Annotated in this window: 13 protein-coding genes; 10 read left to right on the top strand and 3 right to left on the bottom strand. The window is 69.6% G+C overall.

Annotation, left to right across the window (positions count from 1 at the left end; translation table 11 throughout):
- Positions 1–11: 11 nt before the first annotated feature.
- Positions 12–2,759 (bottom strand): pyruvate dehydrogenase (acetyl-transferring), homodimeric type, encoded by a 2,748-nt coding sequence (gene aceE / locus ACFRIC_RS09540; RefSeq protein WP_382781967.1) that lies wholly within the window; start codon positions 2,757–2,759, stop codon positions 12–14.
- A gap of 464 nt (positions 2,760–3,223) precedes the next feature.
- Here aceE and ACFRIC_RS09535 point away from each other — a divergent pair, with 464 nt between their 5' ends.
- From ACFRIC_RS09535 to ACFRIC_RS09510, 6 genes are all read left to right on the top strand, one after another.
- Entirely contained in the window at positions 3,224–3,652 is a 429-nt protein-coding gene (locus tag ACFRIC_RS09535; RefSeq protein WP_382781964.1) for a DUF3052 domain-containing protein, read from the top strand.
- Between the two features lie 184 nt (positions 3,653–3,836).
- Positions 3,837–4,295 carry a peroxiredoxin gene (locus ACFRIC_RS09530; RefSeq protein WP_365483906.1) on the top strand — a complete coding sequence of 153 codons (459 nt, stop codon included), beginning with the start codon at positions 3,837–3,839 and terminating at the stop codon, positions 4,293–4,295.
- Between the two features lie 114 nt (positions 4,296–4,409).
- Complete coding sequence (locus ACFRIC_RS09525) at positions 4,410–4,985, top strand: TerD family protein (protein WP_266758290.1); 576 nt, start codon at positions 4,410–4,412, stop codon at positions 4,983–4,985.
- Between the two features lie 101 nt (positions 4,986–5,086).
- Complete coding sequence (locus ACFRIC_RS09520) at positions 5,087–5,662, top strand: TerD family protein (protein WP_361677826.1); 576 nt, start codon at positions 5,087–5,089, stop codon at positions 5,660–5,662.
- A gap of 136 nt (positions 5,663–5,798) precedes the next feature.
- The gene (locus ACFRIC_RS09515; RefSeq protein ID WP_382781960.1) at positions 5,799–6,947 is read left to right on the top strand and encodes a DUF475 domain-containing protein; all 1,149 of its coding nucleotides are present in this window, start codon (positions 5,799–5,801) and stop codon (positions 6,945–6,947) included.
- Between the two features lie 89 nt (positions 6,948–7,036).
- Complete coding sequence (locus ACFRIC_RS09510) at positions 7,037–7,774, top strand: Tellurium resistance (protein ID WP_382781957.1); 738 nt, start codon at positions 7,037–7,039, stop codon at positions 7,772–7,774.
- A gap of 64 nt (positions 7,775–7,838) precedes the next feature.
- Here ACFRIC_RS09510 and ACFRIC_RS09505 read toward each other — a convergent pair whose 3' ends face one another.
- The gene (locus tag ACFRIC_RS09505; protein ID WP_382781955.1) at positions 7,839–8,738 is read right to left on the bottom strand and encodes a TerD family protein; all 900 of its coding nucleotides are present in this window, start codon (positions 8,736–8,738) and stop codon (positions 7,839–7,841) included.
- 180 nt (positions 8,739–8,918) lie between these two features.
- On the opposite strand from ACFRIC_RS09505, the gene ACFRIC_RS09500 reads away from it, so the two are divergent.
- From ACFRIC_RS09500 to ACFRIC_RS09490, 3 genes are read left to right on the top strand one after another with little or no spacing between them, the layout of a single operon-like run.
- The gene (locus ACFRIC_RS09500; RefSeq protein ID WP_382781953.1) at positions 8,919–10,088 is read left to right on the top strand and encodes an HpcH/HpaI aldolase/citrate lyase family protein; all 1,170 of its coding nucleotides are present in this window, start codon (positions 8,919–8,921) and stop codon (positions 10,086–10,088) included.
- Between the two features lie 44 nt (positions 10,089–10,132).
- A complete protein-coding gene (locus ACFRIC_RS09495; protein WP_382781950.1) occupies positions 10,133–12,673 on the top strand; it encodes a phosphoribosyltransferase in 2,541 nt (846 codons plus the stop codon).
- Positions 12,673–13,506 (top strand): HAD family hydrolase, encoded by an 834-nt coding sequence (locus tag ACFRIC_RS09490; protein WP_382781948.1) that lies wholly within the window; start codon positions 12,673–12,675, stop codon positions 13,504–13,506. The genes ACFRIC_RS09495 and ACFRIC_RS09490 overlap by 1 nt, the downstream gene beginning before the upstream one ends.
- A gap of 362 nt (positions 13,507–13,868) precedes the next feature.
- Here the strand turns inward: ACFRIC_RS09490 and ACFRIC_RS09485 are convergent, their stop codons facing one another.
- Positions 13,869–14,096: a zinc ribbon domain-containing protein gene (locus ACFRIC_RS09485; RefSeq protein WP_382781945.1), complete on the bottom strand. Its 228-nt coding sequence runs from the start codon at positions 14,094–14,096 to the stop codon at positions 13,869–13,871.
- 369 nt (positions 14,097–14,465) lie between these two features.
- Here ACFRIC_RS09485 and ACFRIC_RS09480 point away from each other — a divergent pair, with 369 nt between their 5' ends.
- Positions 14,466–16,499, top strand: a complete 2,034-nt coding sequence (locus tag ACFRIC_RS09480) for a transglycosylase domain-containing protein (protein WP_382781943.1) — start codon at positions 14,466–14,468, stop codon at positions 16,497–16,499.
- The last annotated feature ends 91 nt before the right edge of the window (positions 16,500–16,590 follow it).

The following is a 16,590-nucleotide window of genomic DNA, read 5'->3' as shown; positions in this document are numbered from 1 at the left end:
GGGCTCACGCCCTACGCGTCGCCGCCCGCCGCGCCCGGGTCGGCCGCCCGCACGTCGAGAAGCTGATAGCGGTCGACGGCCTGCTTCAGCACCGACCGGTCCACCTTGCCCTCACGGGCCAGCTCGGTCAGCACGGCGACCACGATCGACTGCGCGTCGATGTGGAAGAAGCGCCGGGCCGCGCCGCGCGTGTCCGCGAAGCCGAAACCGTCCGCGCCGAGGGACTGGTAGGTGCCCGGCACCCACCGCGCGATCTGGTCGGGAACCGATCGCATCCAGTCGGAGACGGCCACGAACGGACCCTGCGCGGAGGACAGCTTCCGCGTCACGTACGGGACGCGCTGCTCCTCCTCGGGGTGCAGCAGGTTGTGCCGCTCGACGTCGACCGCCTCGCGCCGCAGCTCGTTCCAGGACGTCGCCGACCACACGTCGGCCCTGACGTTCCACTCCTCGGCGAGGATCCGCTGCGCCTCCATCGCCCAGGTGACGCCGATGCCGGACGCCATGATCTGCGCGGGGATCGTGCCCGAGGTGCCCTCGCTGAAGCGGTACAGGCCCTTCAGGATGCCCTCGGCGTCCACGTTCTCCGGCTCCGCCGGGTGCTGGAGCGGCTCGTTGTAGACGGTGAGGTAGTAGAAGACGTCCTCGCCGTGCGGGTGCTCGTCGGACGAGCCGTACATGCGGCGCAGACCGTCCTGGACGATGTGCGCGATCTCGAAGCCGAACGCCGGGTCGTAGGCGACACAGCCCGGGTTCGTCGAGGCGAGGAGCTGCGAGTGGCCGTCCGCGTGCTGGAGCCCCTCACCGGTCAGCGTCGTCCGCCCGGCGGTCGCGCCCAGGACGAAACCGCGCGCCAACTGGTCCGCCATCTGCCAGAACTGGTCGCCCGTGCGCTGGAAACCGAACATCGAGTAGAAGACGTAGACCGGGATGAGCGGCTCGCCGTGCGTGGCGTACGCCGAACCCGCGGCGATCAGCGAGGCCGTGCAGCCCGCCTCCGAGATGCCGTCGTGCAGCATCTGGCCGGTCGGCGACTCCTTGTAGGCGAGCAGCAGCTCGCGGTCCACCGACTCGTACTGCTGGCCGAGCGGGTTGTAGATCTTCGCGCTCGGGAAGAACGAGTCCATGCCGAACGTGCGGTACTCGTCGGGCGCGATCAGCACGAACCGCTTGCCGATCTCCTTGTCCCGCATGAGGTCCTTGAGCAGTCGGACGAACGCCATGGTCGTGGCGATGGACTGCTGACCCGAACCCTTCTTCACGCTCGCGTACGTCTTGTCCTCGGGCAGGACCAGTGGCTTCGACCGCACGACACGCGTGGGCACGTACCCGCCGAGGCCCTTGCGGCGGTCGTGCATGTACTGGATCTCCTCCGAGTCCCGGCCCGGGTGGTAGTACGGCGGGGCGCCGTCCTCCAGCTCCTTGTCGGAGATCGGCAGGTGCAGCCGGTCGCGGAAGCCCTTGAGGTCGGAGACCGTCAGCTTCTTCATCTGGTGCGTGGCGTTGCGGCCCTCGAAGTTCGGGCCGAGCGTCCAGCCCTTGACCGTCTGCGCCAGGATCACCGTCGGCTGGCCCGCGTGCGCCTTGGCCGCCGAGAACGCCGCGAAGATCTTCTTGTGGTCGTGGCCGCCGCGCCCCAGGTGCAGGATCTGGTCGTCGGTCATGTTCTCGACCATCGCGCGCAGCCGGTGGTCGTCACCGAAGAAGTGGTCGCGGATGTACGCGCCCGTCTCCGTGGCGTACGTCTGGAACTGGCCGTCCGGCGTCGTGTTCAGCCGGTTGACGAGCACCCCGTCGCGGTCCTGCGCGAGCAGCGGGTCCCAGGTGCGGTCCCAGACGAGCTTCACGACGTTCCAGCCGGCGCCCCGGAACTGCGACTCCAGCTCCTGGATGATCTTGCCGTTGCCGCGCACCGGGCCGTCGAGGCGCTGGAGGTTGCAGTTCACGACGAAGGTCAGGTTGTCCAGGCCCTCGCGCGCGGCGATGGAGAGCTGGCCCAGCGACTCGGGCTCGTCCATCTCGCCGTCGCCGAGGAACGCCCAGACATGGGACTTGGAGGTGTCCGCGATGCCGCGCGCCTCCATGTAGCGGTTCATCCGCGCCTGGAAGATCGCGCCGAGCGGGCCGAGGCCCATCGAGACGGTCGGGAACTCCCAGAAGTCCGGCATCAGCCGCGGGTGCGGGTACGAGGACAGTCCGTAGGGCGCCTTCGACTTCTCCTGGCGGAACGCGTCGAGCTGCTGCTCGGAGAGCCGGTCGAGAAGGAAGGCGCGGGCGTAGATGCCGGGGGAGGCGTGCCCCTGGAAGAAGATCTGGTCGCCGCCGTCGCCCTCGTCCTTGCCGCGGAAGAAGTGGTTGAAGCCGACGTCGTAGAGCGAGGCGGAGGAGGCGAAGGTCGCGATGTGGCCGCCCACGCCGATGCCGGGGCGCTGCGCCCTCGAGACCATCACGGCGGCGTTCCAGCGGGTCGCGTTGAGGATCTTGCGCTCGATCTCCTCGTTGCCCGGGAAGAACGGCTCGTCCTTGGTCGCGATCGTGTTGACGTAGTCCGTGCTGCGCATCTCGGGCACGGCCACGCGCTTCTCGCGGGCTCGCTCGATCAGCCGCAGCATCAGATAGCGGGCCCGCTCGCGGCCGCGCTCGTCGACGGCGGCGTCGAGGGAGTCGAGCCACTCCTGAGTCTCCTCAGGGTCGAAGTCCGGGACCTGGCTGGGAAGGCCGCCAATGATGATCGGGTTGCGATCGGATCCGGAAGCCACGCTGTTCCTTCGCTGTCAGAGGGCTGTCTTCGTGGGTTTTCCCTGCATCTGCACCGATCCCCATCGTGTACCCCGCGAACGCGTACGTCATCTCTACCAGGGGGTAACCGAGTCGCTCGTGCGGACCGTTGGGGCGGTCTCGACCAAAACGTAACGATACGCTCAGGGGGTGACGCGTTCCGCAAAGCAGTTCGGCTTTCGCACGCCCCGAGGGTTCCGAAGGGAATAAATGGGGCAGAAGTGTGTGGTGCCCGTCACGCGGCGTCATGAAGGCCCGTCGGGAGTTGCGTCGGCACTGCCAGGATCGTCACCGTTTCGGCGGTCTCGGCGGCCGGGTACTTGCGCGATCCGCTCCGCCCGTGTGGACTACGGCCAACGCTTCGCGTACGCGCGTGGCTGAGATCCCCCCGCTCTGGACGAGCAGAGGGAGACCCCCATTCCGAAACATGATCAGGAGGCAAGCCGTGAGCGCGACCGCGGACCACGCGGAGGAGCGGACCAACCCGGCCGCCAGGCTGGGGTTCGAGCCCGGACAGGTGGTCCAGGAGATCGGCTTCGACGACGACGTTGACCACGAGCTCCGTGAAGGCATCGAATCGCTGATCGGCCAGGATCTGGTCGACGAGGACTACGACGACGTCGCCGATGTGGTGCTGTTGTGGTTCCGGGACGAGGACGGCGATCTCACGGACGCACTGGTGGACGTCATCAGTTTCCTCGAGGACGGCGGCAACATCTGGCTGCTGACCCCGAAGACCGGCAGGGACGGTTACGTCGAGCCCAGCGACATCAGCGATGCCGCACAGACAGCCGGCCTCTCCCAGACGAAGAGCATCTCCGTCGGCAAGGAATGGTCGGGCACCCGCCTGGCCACTCCCAAGTCGAAGCGCTGAGCTGCAGCCCCGTCTGCACGCAGAGCATCCGTGAGGCCCCCGCCGAGCCACCTCGGCGGGGGCCTCACGCATGCCCGGAACCGGCACCCGGGGGACCCGGCCGGGGTCGCGCCGCCGCCGCGAGCCGATCACTGCGTACGCTGGGCGTCACCCGAACAGACCCTTGGAAGGGAAGCGAGTGACTATGGCCGTCGAGGTCGGCACCAAGGCCCCGGACTTCGAGCTCAAGGACAATCACGGCGCCACCGTGAAGCTGTCCGACTTCCGTGGCGAGAAGAACGTCGTACTGCTCTTCTACCCCTTCGCCTTCACCGGTGTGTGCACCGGCGAGCTGTGCTCCCTGCGCGACAACCTGCCGCAGTTCACGGACCGCGACACCCAGCTCCTCGCGGTCTCGAACGACTCCATCCACACCCTGCGCGTCTTCGCCGAGCAGGAGGGCCTGGAGTACCCGCTGCTCTCCGACTTCTGGCCGCACGGCAACATTTCGCGCGCGTACGGCGTCTTCGACGAGGACAAGGGCTGCGCCGTGCGCGGCACGTTCATCATCGACAAGGAGGGCGTCGTCCGCTGGACCGTCGTCAACGCGCTGCCGGACGCGCGTGACCTGAACGAGTACGTCAAGGCGCTCGACACCCTGTGATTCTTCGGTTCCAAGCCCTGCAAGGCACGGGAACCCCTCACTAGGATCGAACCGTTGATCCGATACCAACGCACCTACGGGGCTCCCCGCCCCTGAACACCATTGGGAGGACTCGTGGGAGTCAGCCTCAGCAAGGGCGGCAACGTATCGCTGTCGAAGGAGGCCCCGGGACTGACCGCGGTCATCGTCGGTCTGGGATGGGACGCCCGGACCACCACCGGCGTGGACTTCGACCTCGATGCCAGCGCCATCCTCACGAACGCGGACGGCAAGGTCAGCACCGACCAGAACTTCGTGTTCTTCAACAACCTGAAGAGCCCGGACGGCTCGGTGGAGCACACCGGCGACAACATCACCGGTGAGGGCGAGGGCGACGACGAGCAGATCAAGGTCAACCTCGCCGCCGTTCCCGCCGACGTCACGAAGATCGTGTTCCCGGTCTCCATCTACGACGCCGAGAACCGCCAGCAGTCCTTCGGCCAGGTCCGCAACGCGTTCATCCGCGTCGTGAACCAGGCCGGCGAAGCGGAGATCGCGCGCTACGACCTCTCCGAGGACGCCTCGACGGAGACCGCGATGGTCTTCGGCGAGCTCTACCGCAACGGCGCCGAGTGGAAGTTCCGGGCCATCGGCCAGGGCTACGCCTCGGGCCTGCGCGGCATCGCGCAGGACTTCGGCGTCAACGTCTGAGTCCGCCGGCCCTCGGGCATCCCGGTCCGGTGCCGCACCGCTCGGTGCGGCACCGGACCGGCCGTACCAACAGAAGATCGCACCTCGGGAGGACCAGCATCATGGGCGTCACGCTCGCCAAGGGGGGCAATGTCTCCCTCTCGAAGGCCGCACCGAACCTCACACATGTGATGATCGGGCTCGGCTGGGACGCGCGCTCCACCACCGGAGCCGATTTCGACCTCGACGCGAGCGCGCTGCTGTGCAGCGGCGGCCGTGTGCTCGGGGACGAGTGGTTCATCTTCTACAACCAGCTCAAGAGCCCGGACGGCTCCGTCGAGCACACCGGCGACAACCTCACGGGTGAGGGCGAGGGCGACGACGAGTCGATCCTGATCGACCTCGCCAAGGTCCCCGCCGTGGTCGACAAGATCGTCTTCCCGGTGTCCATCCATGACGCGGACAACCGTGGCCAGACCTTCGGCCAGGTCAGCAACGCGTTCATCCGGGTCGTCAACCAGGCGGACGGCCAGGAGCTCGCCCGCTACGACCTCTCCGAGGACGCCTCCACCGAAACGGCGATGATCTTCGGCGAGGTCTACCGCTACAACGCGGAATGGAAGTTCCGTGCCGTCGGTCAGGGGTACGCGTCGGGGCTGCGGGGCATCGCACTCGACTTCGGGGTCAATGTTTCCTAGACCCACCTGTATCAGCCGAAGGCGGCCCCTTAGACTTCGTGGTCAACAGTAGGTAAAGCCGAGTACGGCACGGGGGTTGCGCACTCCCTGAGCCACCGCTTGGGGGTGCCCCCACCACACGATGATTGGGTAGCCAGTGCTTCTGAAAACCTTCGGCTGGTCGTTCGCGATCACCGCGCTCGGTCTGGCCGCGGCGGCCGTCTACGGGGGGTGGACCGCCTTCGGGATCGTGGCGATCCTGGCCGTCCTGGAGATCTCGCTGTCCTTCGACAACGCGGTGGTCAACGCCGGGATCCTGAAGAAGATGAATGCCTTCTGGCAGAAGATCTTCCTCACGGTCGGCGTTCTGATCGCCGTCTTCGGCATGCGCCTGGTCTTCCCCGTCGTGATCGTCGCGATCAGCGCCAAGATCGGCCCGATCGACGCGGTCGATCTCGCGCTGAACGACAAGGACCAGTACCAGCAGCTCGTCACCGACGCCCACCCGTCGATCGCTGCCTTCGGCGGCATGTTCCTGCTCATGATCTTCCTCGACTTCATCTTCGAGGACCGGGACATCCAGTGGCTGCGCTGGATCGAGCGCCCGCTGGCCAAGCTCGGCAAGGTCGACATGCTGTCGGTCTGCATCGCCCTGATCGTCCTGCTGATCACCTCCATGACCTTCGCGGTCCACGCCCACCAGCACGGCGGCGGCCACGTCGACAAGGCACAGACGGTACTGATCTCCGGCATCGCCGGCCTGATCACGTACATGATCGTCGGCGGTCTCTCCGGCTACTTCGAGGACAAGCTCGAAGAGGAGGAGGAGCGCGAACACGAGGAAGAGGAGGAGGCCGAGCGGACCGGCAAGAAGAAGCCGGCCATCGTCCTCGCCGGCCAGGCCGCGTTCTTCATGTTCCTCTACCTGGAAGTGCTGGACGCCTCCTTCTCCTTCGACGGTGTCATCGGCGCCTTCGCCATCACCAACGACATCGTGCTCATGGCGCTCGGCCTCGGCATCGGCGCCATGTACGTCCGGTCGCTCACCGTCTACCTCGTCCGCCAGGGCACCCTCGACGACTACGTCTACCTGGAGCACGGCGCGCACTACGCCATCGGCGCCCTCGCCGCGATCCTCCTGGTCACCATCCAGTACGAGATCAACGAGGTCATCACCGGTCTCGTCGGCGTCGTCCTGATCGGCTGGTCCTTCTGGTCCTCCGTGCGCCGCAACAAGGCGCTCGCCGAGGCCGAGGGAAAAGGCCCGACCTCGGACGAGAAGGCTGAGGTCTCGTCCGGGGTGTGACACCCCTCCGGCTGAGGAACGCTCTGAGCGGGGCGGTCGACGAGGACTCGTCGGCCGCCCCGCCGCACACCAGACACGTGGGGGGCCGAATGGGAATCTGGCAGGACCTGTGGCGCGGCCGCTCGGCGGACTTCGACTCCGGCAGCGCGGCCTCCAACTCCATCGAGATGACCAAGCGCAACCACACGGTCTCGCTCACCAAGCAGGGCGCGGCCAGCGGCAACCTCCGCATCAACCTGTCCTGGCGGATGCGCACGTCCGACATCGGCGGGCCCCAGCGCGGCAGCTTGCTGCGCCACCCCTTCCGCACCTTCAAGCCGGAAGTGGTGCAGGCCCACACCCAGAGCATGGTCAACGTCGACCTCGACCTCGGCGTCATGTACGAGCTGACCGACGGCACCAAGGGCGTCGTCCAGCCGCTCGGCAGCTTCTTCGGCGAACTCAACGCCCCGCCGTTCGTGAAGCTCAGCGGCGACGACCGTTTCGGTTCCGGCTCGGGCGAGACGGCCTACGTCAACCTCGACCACCGCGACGACATCAAGCGCCTGCTGGTCTTCGTCTACATCTACGACCAGACGCCGGCCTTCGACCGTACGCACGCCATCATCACGCTCTACCCGAGCAACGGCCCGCGCATCGAGATCGGCCTGGAGGAGCGCCATCCGCAGGCCCGTTCCTGCGCCGTCGTCATGATCGAGTGCAACAAGGGCGAGGTGACCGTGCGCCGCGAGGTCCGGTTCGTGTACGGCTTCCAGGCCGAACTCGACCGCCTCTACGGCTGGGGGCTCCAGTGGGGCCGCGGCTACAAGTCGAAGGCCGACCGTTAGGGCGTCTCCCGCCGGCCCGCGGTGCTCGCGCACGGCCGGCCGACGGCATACGCCCCCGCCGGACTCAGCGGGAGAGGAACTGGGGCCCCTGCGGCGGCAGCCGGAAGTCGGGGTCAGGGCCCGATCCCACCGCCTGCGGGAACCCGTACGCGGGCTGCGTGGCCGGGGCGCTCTGCGGCTGCGGGTAGCCGTAGGCGGAAGGATCCTCCTGCCGTCCCGCCGGCTGCGGGTAGCCGTACGCGGGGCCGGTCGAGGCAGCGGCCGCGGGCCCGGGATAGCCGTAGGCGGGCTGCTGCGGCACCGGGGCCGGCTGCTGCGGGACCGGGGCCGCGTGCTCGGGCGGCAGCGGCTGCGAGGTCTCCGGAGCCGCCGCGGGCGCGGCCCAGGCGGCCGTCTCCGGCGCGGACCCGGCCGCGGCCTCCGACTCGTCCACCGAGATCCCGAAATCCGTCGCGAGCCCCACCAGACCGTTGGAGTAGCCCTCGCCGAGCGCCCGGAACTTCCACCCGTCACCGCGCCGGTACAGCTCGCCGCAGATCAGCGCGGTCTCCGCCCCGGTCTCCGGCTTGATGTCGAAGTACGCCAGAGGTTCACCGTCCGCGACGCCCGCGTCGTACAGCAGAATGCGCAGATCGCGTACGTGGTCGAAGGTGACGTCGTCCGCCGATGCGACCAGGAGAATCTGTCCGACGCCGGGCTCGACACCCGTCAGATCCGTCTGGATCGTGTCGGTGAGGCCCTCGGCGCCGCGCTTCTTGCCGAGCCGCCAGACCTTGCCCGACGGATGGCGGGGCTGGTTGTAGAAGACGAAGTCCTCGTCGGATCGCACACGACCGTCGGGGCCGAGGAGCAGCGCGGAGGCATCGACATCGGGGACACCCTGGCCGGGCGTCCAGCGCAGGACGGCGCGCACCGCTGTGGAGTCCAGCGGGACGTTCGACCCTTTCAGCATCGCGTGCGTCATGCGGTCATCCTGCCCTGTCGGTCCTGGTCACGACAATGTGGGGTCGTTCCGGAACCGGCCGGTGTTCGACATGGTGGAGTTACCTGAACTTCACGCCCGGTGGGAATCTCTGACATGGAAACGTACGTACCATTACCGGCCACATCACATTCGGCCACCTAGCCGCCGCGGGGGAGTCCCATGCGTCATTTCGGTCACGTCACCCCGGAGGAGCGGCAGCGGCTCTTCCACCAGGAACCCGGCGTCTTCACGTCCGAGTCCCCGGCCAGAGTGCTCGCCGCCGCCCTCGGCGCGACGCTGTACAGCCCGGCGACCCGGACGACCCTCGCCGACGACATCGTCAAGCAGGCCGCACGCGGCGTCGTCTCGATGGTCCTGTGCCTGGAGGACTCGATCGACGACTCCGAGGTCGTGGGCGCCGAGCAGAACCTGGTCCGCCAGTTCACCGACCTCGCCGCCCGCCCCGGCACCGGAGAGCTGCCCCTGCTCTTCGTCCGTGTCCGCTTCCCCGAGCAGATCCCCGACCTCGTACGGCGCCTCGGCCCCGCCGTCTCGCTGCTCTCCGGCTTCGTGATGCCGAAATTCACCGAGGAACGCGGCACACCCTTCCTGGAGGCCCTCGCCGCCGCCGAGGCGGAGAGCGGCAGGCGGCTCTTCGCCATGCCCGTCCTGGAGTCGCCCGAACTGCTCTACCGCGAATCGCGCGTCGAGACGCTGGAAGGCATCTTCCGCGCCGTCGACAAGTACCGCGACCGGGTGCTCGCCCTGCGCCTCGGCGTCACCGACTTCTGCTCCTCCTACGGGCTGCGCCGCGCCCCCGACATGACCGCCTACGACGTCCAGGTCGTCGCCTCCGTGATCGCCGACGTGGTGAACATGCTGGGCCGGGCCGACGGCAGCGGCTTCACCGTCACCGGGCCCGTCTGGGAGTACTTCCGCGTCCCGGAACGCATGTTCAAGCCGCAGCTCCGCCGCAGCCCCTTCCTGGAGGGAGAGGCGGAGGAACTGCGCGAGCGGCTGCTCGAACACGCCATGGACGGACTCCTGCGCGAGATCGCCCTCGACCAGGCCAACGGCCTCATGGGCAAGACCTGCATCCACCCCTCGCACGTACCACCCGTCCACGCACTGTCCGTGGTCAGCCACGAGGAATTCAGTGACGCCCAGGACATCCTCAGGCCGGAGCGCGGCGGCGGCGGTGTACTGAGATCGGCGTACACGAACAAAATGAACGAGGTGAAGCCGCATCGCGCCTGGGCCGAGCGCACCCTGCTGCGCGCGGAGGTCTTCGGCGTCGCCCGCGAGGACATCGGCTTCGTCGAGCTGCTCACCGCCGGACTGCCGGCGTGAGCCGGTCCGGCCGAGCGAAGAGCACCCCCGACAGCAAGGAACAGATGAACACCCCAGCGCACGACCCGAACCACCCCGACGGCGGCAGCGGCCCGGACGGCGTGCGCGGCCCGGACCCCGCGCACGCCACGGACCCCGGGCACGACGCGGACGACGCGGTGTGGACCGGGACCTGGGTCGCCGAGCGGCTCGGCGTCGAGCTCGTCGGCGACGAGGGGCTGAGCGGCCTGCTGGGGCTCGCCCTGCGACGCAACCCCAAGCGCGCCCACCTGCTCGTCTCGAACATCCTCGGCAAGCACGTGCCGCAGTCGCCGGCCGTGGTCCACGGGTACGGCGTCGAGCTCGGCCGGCGCGTGCGCGAGCTGCTGGGCACCGAGGACGCCCGCGCGGCCGTCGTCCTCGGATACGCCGAGACGGCCACCGGGCTCGGCCACTCCGTCGCCGACGGGATCGGCGTCGCCCCCTACCTCCACTCCACCCGCCGCCCGGTCCGCGGAGTCCGGCCGGCGGGCGGCTTCGAGGAGTCCCACTCGCACGCCACCTCGCACCTCCTCCTGCCCGAGGACCCGGGCCTGCTCGCCGGCTCCGGCCCGCTCGTCCTCGTCGACGACGAGTTCTCCACCGGCAACACCGTCCTCAACACCATCCGCGACCTGCACCGGCGCTACCCGCGCGAGCGGTACGTCGTCGTCGCGCTCGTCGACATGCGCTCGGCCGCCGACCACGCGCGCTTCGAGAAGTTCGCCGGCGACATCGGCGCCCGCGTGGACCTGATCGCGGCCGCCTCCGGCACGGTGCGCCTGCCCGAGGACGTCCTGGCCAAGGGCACCGCCCTGGTCGCCCGCCACGAGACGGCGGCGCCCGCCCACCCCGCCGCCCCGGACACCGGCCCGGCCGTCCGCGTCGACCTCGGCTGGCCCCACGGCCTCCCCGACGGCGGACGGCACGGATTCACCCCCGGACACCGAATACGCATGGAAGCGGCCCTGCCCGCCATGGCGGCCCGGCTCGCCCACGCCCTGCCCGCCGACGCGGGCCGCGTCCTGGTCCTCGGCTTCGAGGAACTGATGTACGCGCCGCTGCGCCTGGCCCACGAACTGGAGCGCTCCGCCCCCGCCGAGGTGTACTTCTCCACCACGACCCGCTCCCCGGTGCTCGCCCTCGACGACCCCGGCTACGCCATCCGCAGCCGCATCGCCTTCCCGGCCCACGACGACCCGGACGACGGCCCCGGCGAGCGCTACGCCTACAACGTCGCGGGCGCCGGCTTCGACGCCGTCGTCGCGGTCGTCGACTCCACCGCCGACACCCCCGAACTGCACGCACCCGACGGGCTGTTGGCACAGTTGGCGGCACACACCCCGCACGTCCTGCTCGCCGTCGTGCCCTCGTACACGCCCGTACGGCCGTCCACCGAAAGGCCCTCCATGCTGCCCGAGCCCCTCCGCGGCCCCGCCTTCTCCTCGTACGCCCCCGACGAGGTCGGCTGGCTGCTGCAGGACCTGTCGGACGTGACGCTGGAGGCGCCGACCGAGGAGCGCGAGGAGGCCATCCAGAGCGGTGGCGCCCACTACGCCGAGTCGCTGCCGGTCGAGTACCAGCCGAGCGCCGCGTACCAGGAGCTCTTCCACGCCGCCCTCGACGCCTCCGCCGCCCGGATCGCCGAGGCCGTGGGCGCCGTGACCGAACTCGTGCTCGCCGACCGCTCCCCGCGCCCCGTCCTGGTGTCCCTGGCCCGCGCCGGCACCCCCGTCGGCGTCCTGATGCGCCGCTGGGCCCACCACCAGCACGGCCTCGACCTGCCGCACTACGCCGTCTCCATCGTCCGCGGCCGCGGCATCGACGCCAACGCGCTGCGCTGGCTCGCTGCCCACCACGACCCCGCCGACGTCGTCTTCGTCGACGGCTGGACCGGCAAGGGCGCCATCACCCGCGAACTCGCCGACGCGATCGAGGAGTTCGAGGAGGCCGAGGGCATCACCGGCTTCGACCCGGAGATAGCGGTCCTCGCCGACCCGGGCTCCTGCGTGCGCACGTACGGCACCCGCGAGGACTTCCTCATCCCCTCCGCGTGCCTCAACTCGACCGTCTCCGGGCTGATCTCGCGCACCGTCCTGCGCTCCGACCTGGTCGGCGAACACGACTTCCACGGCGCGAAGTTCTACCGCGAGCTCGCCGGCTCCGACGTCTCCGTCGAGTTCCTCGACGCCGTCGCCGCCCATTTCCCCGACGTCGCCGAATCCGCCCGCGACCGGGCGAAGGAACTCCTCGCCGCCGACCGCGAACCCACCTGGGAGGGCTGGGCGGCGGTCGAACGGATCAGTGAGGAGTACGGCATCCACGACGTGAACCTCGTCAAGCCGGGCGTCGGCGAGACCACGCGGGTACTGCTGCGCCGGGTCCCCTGGAAGATCCTCGCGCGCGCCGGAGCGGGCGCCGACCTCGACCACGTCCGGCTGCTCGCCGAGCAGCGCGGGGTGCCCGTCGAGGAGGTCGACGAACTCCCGTACACCTGTGTGGGGTTGATCCACCCGAAGTACACACGCGGCGCGACCGGTGCCGACGGCAAGGCGGTGACCCTCTGATGTCCACGCCCAAGGTGCTCGTCGCCAGCGACCTCGACCGCACACTCATCTACTCCTCCGCCGCGCTCGCGCTCACCATGCCGGACGCCCGCGCGCCCCGGCTGCTCTGCGTCGAGGTGCACGAGAGCAAGCCCCTCTCCTACATGACGGAGACGGCCGCCGGGCTGCTCACCGAACTCGGCGACATCGCGCACTTCGTGCCCACCACGACCCGCACCCGCAAGCAGTACCAGCGCATCAACCTGCCGGGTCCGGAGCCCGAGTACGCGATCTGCGCCAACGGCGGACATCTGCTCGTCGACGGTGTCTCCGACCCCGACTGGCACCGCAGCGTGCAGGAGCGGCTCGCCTCCGAGTGCGCGCCGCTGGAGGAGGTCCGCGAGCACCTGGAGGCGACCGCGGACCCGGAGTGGGTGCGCAAACACCGCGTCGCCGAGGACCTGTTCGTCTACCTGGTGGTCGAGCGGGAACTGCTGCCCGAGCAGTGGGTCAAGGACCTCACCGCGTGGGCCGAGAGCCGCGGCTGGACGGTCTCGTTGCAGGGACGCAAGATCTACGCCGTCCCCGGGCCGCTCACCAAGAGCGCGGCCGTGCGCGAGGTCGCCCGCCGCACCGGAGCCCCGCTCACCCTCGCCGCCGGCGACTCGCTGCTCGACGCCGACCTGCTGCTCGCCGCCGACCGCGGCTGGCGTCCGGGCCACGGCGAACTCGCCGAGGCCGACTGGACGGCTCCGGCGATCGCCACGCTGCCGGAGCGGGGTGTGGTGGCGGGGGAGCGCATCCTGCGCGAGTTCATGGGCGCCTGCGTCGAGGCCGGCCGAGGACTCGTCTGAATTTCAACTACTCCCGGAATTCGGAATAGGTAATTCCGTTTCCTGTCGCGGTCCCGTGGGGACGGGCGTACCGAGGGTGATCGTCCTCGGCGCACCCTCCCCACGGGACCGCTGTCGTTTCGACCGGCATTCCGAACCGTGTTCGCGGTGGAGTGCCCGGACTGCCCAACTCCGGCGCTCTTTCCGCCGGGTCGGGATGCCGTAGGGCTCCGGTCCGCGACACGCCCGGTTCGGGGCGTCCTGGGGGATGTGTCGAACTTGCCCCTGGCGCGGACGCGTTGGTGTGACCGACGCCATGCCGTCGCGGCACGCCGGGGGTTCGAATGGGACGAGGCTGAAGAGTTGGTAAGAAATCCCCGCGCTCAGCCGCAGCAGCCTCCGCCGCAGCACCCGCCTCCGCCGCCGCCCGAAGGCGGCTGGGGCGCCGGCGCGGACGCCGAGCCGCCCCGCGCGACGGCGACCGCCGACAGCAGTTTGACGGTGTCGTCGTGCCCGGCGGGGCAGGCCGCGGGGGCGGCCGACTCGGCCATGGGACGGCTCAGTTCGAAGGTGTCGCCGCAGGTCCGGCAGCGGTACTCGTAGCGAGGCATGCCCCCAGGTTAGCCGGAAGGGGGCGTCGTTCGGAGGGCTCGGCGGCGCTCGTCGCGCGTGGCGGAACATGCCTTCCGGGGCGGGAGTTACGACTGCTCGCGCTGGGTGAACCAGGGGAACTCGTTGAGCTCTGAGCTTTTTTGTCTCGTTGCTGATCGAAGGGATTGGATTGGTCGCTGATAATTTAATAGGGCCGCGACGAGCCGCAAGGTCGGGGAGGGGGGCTCGCAGCCGCGAAAGCGGCCGCTGCAACTACCCGCGCGCGCAGATCCGGAGTGCGGAGGGAGACGCAGTCGTGACCAGGACATGGCATCACAACGATGCCTCGAATCCCCTGTCTTTGGGCCGCCGAGGCGCAGGGGTGCGCCATGGCTGACACATCCGTACCGCAGCGCGGCCGCGGCAGCCGCCGCAAGCCCTCGGGGCCCTCCGCCGCGGCCCGGCTGGCCGCACGCCTCAAGCCGTACACGCGGCGCCTCAAACCCGCCTATCCGCGCCCCGGCCGCACCGGACTGCGCCGCTGGCTGCCCTCCTGGCGGCAGTGGCTCTGCGCCTTCGCGCTGTCCGTGGGCCTGAGCGGTTCGCTGCTCGTCATCGCCTACGCGGCAACGGACATACCCCAGAACCTGAACACATATGCCACCCAGCAGGACAATGTCTACTTCTGGTCGGACGGCACGCCGATGGCCCGGACCGGCTGGGTGCGCCGCCAGGCCATGCCGCTGAAGGACATACCGAAGGACGTGCGCTCCGCCGTCCTCGCGGCGGAGAACGAGAGCTTCTACAGCGACCCCGGCATCTCCGCCAAGGGCCTGGCCCGCGCCCTGGTCAAGACGGTCGGCCAGGGGGACACCCAGGGCGGCTCCACCATCACCCAGCAGTACGTCAAGAACGTCTACCTGACCCAGAACCGTTCGGTGACCCGCAAGTTCACCGAGGCCATGATCGCCCTCAAGCTCGACAACAAGATGAGCAAGGACAAGATCCTCGAGGGTTACCTCAACACGAGCTGGTTCGGACGCGGCACCTACGGCCTCCAGCGGGCCTCGCAGGCCTACTACGGCAAGGACGTGAGCCACCTCAACGCCAGCGAGGGAGCGTTCCTCGCCTCGCTCCTCAAGGGCGCGGGCCTCTACGACCCCACCCTGAGCAAGGCCAACCACGAGCGCGCCGTCGAACGCTGGTCCTGGATCCTCGACCGCATGGTCAAGACCGGCAAGCTCTCGGCCGCCGAGCGGGCCACGTACACGAAGTTCCCCGAGCCGATCAAGCAGAGCGGGAGCTACGACACCGGCAAGCAGAGCGACTACCTGGTCGAGCTGGCGACCCAGTACGCGAAGAAGGCCGGGCACATCTCCGACCGGGACTTCGACCTCGGCGGCTACCAGATCTACACGACCTTCGACCGCAAGCGCGAGACCGCGCTCACCGACGCCGTGGCCAAGGCCCGCAAGCAGACGAAGAAGGACGACCCGGACAACGCGAAGGCCGCCCACTACGGCGCCGCCTCGATCGGCGACGACGGCCGGATCCTCGCCGTCTACGGCGGCCCCGACCACCGCAAGCAGGGCTACAACGAGTCCAACGCGACCACGGTCCCCGCCGGTTCGGCCTTCCTGCCCTTCGTCTACGCCGCCGCGCTGGAGAACGGCGTCCACAAGACCCGCGAGGGCGCGGCCACTCCGGTCACCCCCGAGACCCTGTACGACGGCAACGACGGCGTCCCGGTCAGCACCCCCGAGGGCCCCTACTGGGACCGCGGCGGCAAGAAGGTCGCCGCCCACAACGAGGGCAACAAGAACTACGGCCGGATCTCCCTGCGTTCGGCGCTCGCCCAGAACGTGAACACCCCGTTCATGCAGCTCGGCATGGACGCCGGCCTGGACAAGGTGCGCGAGACCGCCGAGGCCTCGGGCCTGCTGCCCTCCAGCATCGGACCCCAGGTGCCGGCCATGTCCCTCGGCGCCGCCACCCCCAGCGCGATCCGCATGGCCAGCGCCTACGCCACCTTCGCCGCCGACGGAACGCACTACGAGCCGTACTCGGTCAAGCGCATCACCCGCAACGGCTCCCGCGTCCGGCTGGACATGCCCGCGCCCCACCGCGCGATGCGCGCCGAGGTGGCCCGCCAGGTCACCGACGCGCTCGCGGACTCCTTCCGCCTCGGCCACCCGGGCGCGGCCCCCCTCTCGGTGAGGGTGGCCGGCAAGCGGGGCGCCACGCTCGACGACAAGTCCGCCTGGTACGTGGGCTCGAACGCCTCCGTGTCGACGGCCGTGGTCCTGTACCGCATCGACCTGACCAAGAGCCTCGAACCGCTGCCGCTCAAGGGGATCGCCGGCGCACCCGTCGCCGACGTGCCGTACGGCATCTGGTCCGGCGCCATGAGCCCGCTCCGCTGATCCCGTCGGCCGACCGTCCGGCTCGGCCCCCGCCGACGGCCACCCGGTGGCCGCGCCACACACCTTCCGTCCCCCTCGCAGAATGTGCCCC

It is taken from the genome of Streptomyces sp. NPDC056738 (assembly GCF_042790435.1).
Classification (GTDB): Bacteria; Actinomycetota; Actinomycetes; order Streptomycetales; family Streptomycetaceae; genus Streptomyces.
The sequence above is the reverse complement of the archived record's forward strand: the minus strand, read 5'-3'. Positions and strand labels throughout refer to the sequence as shown.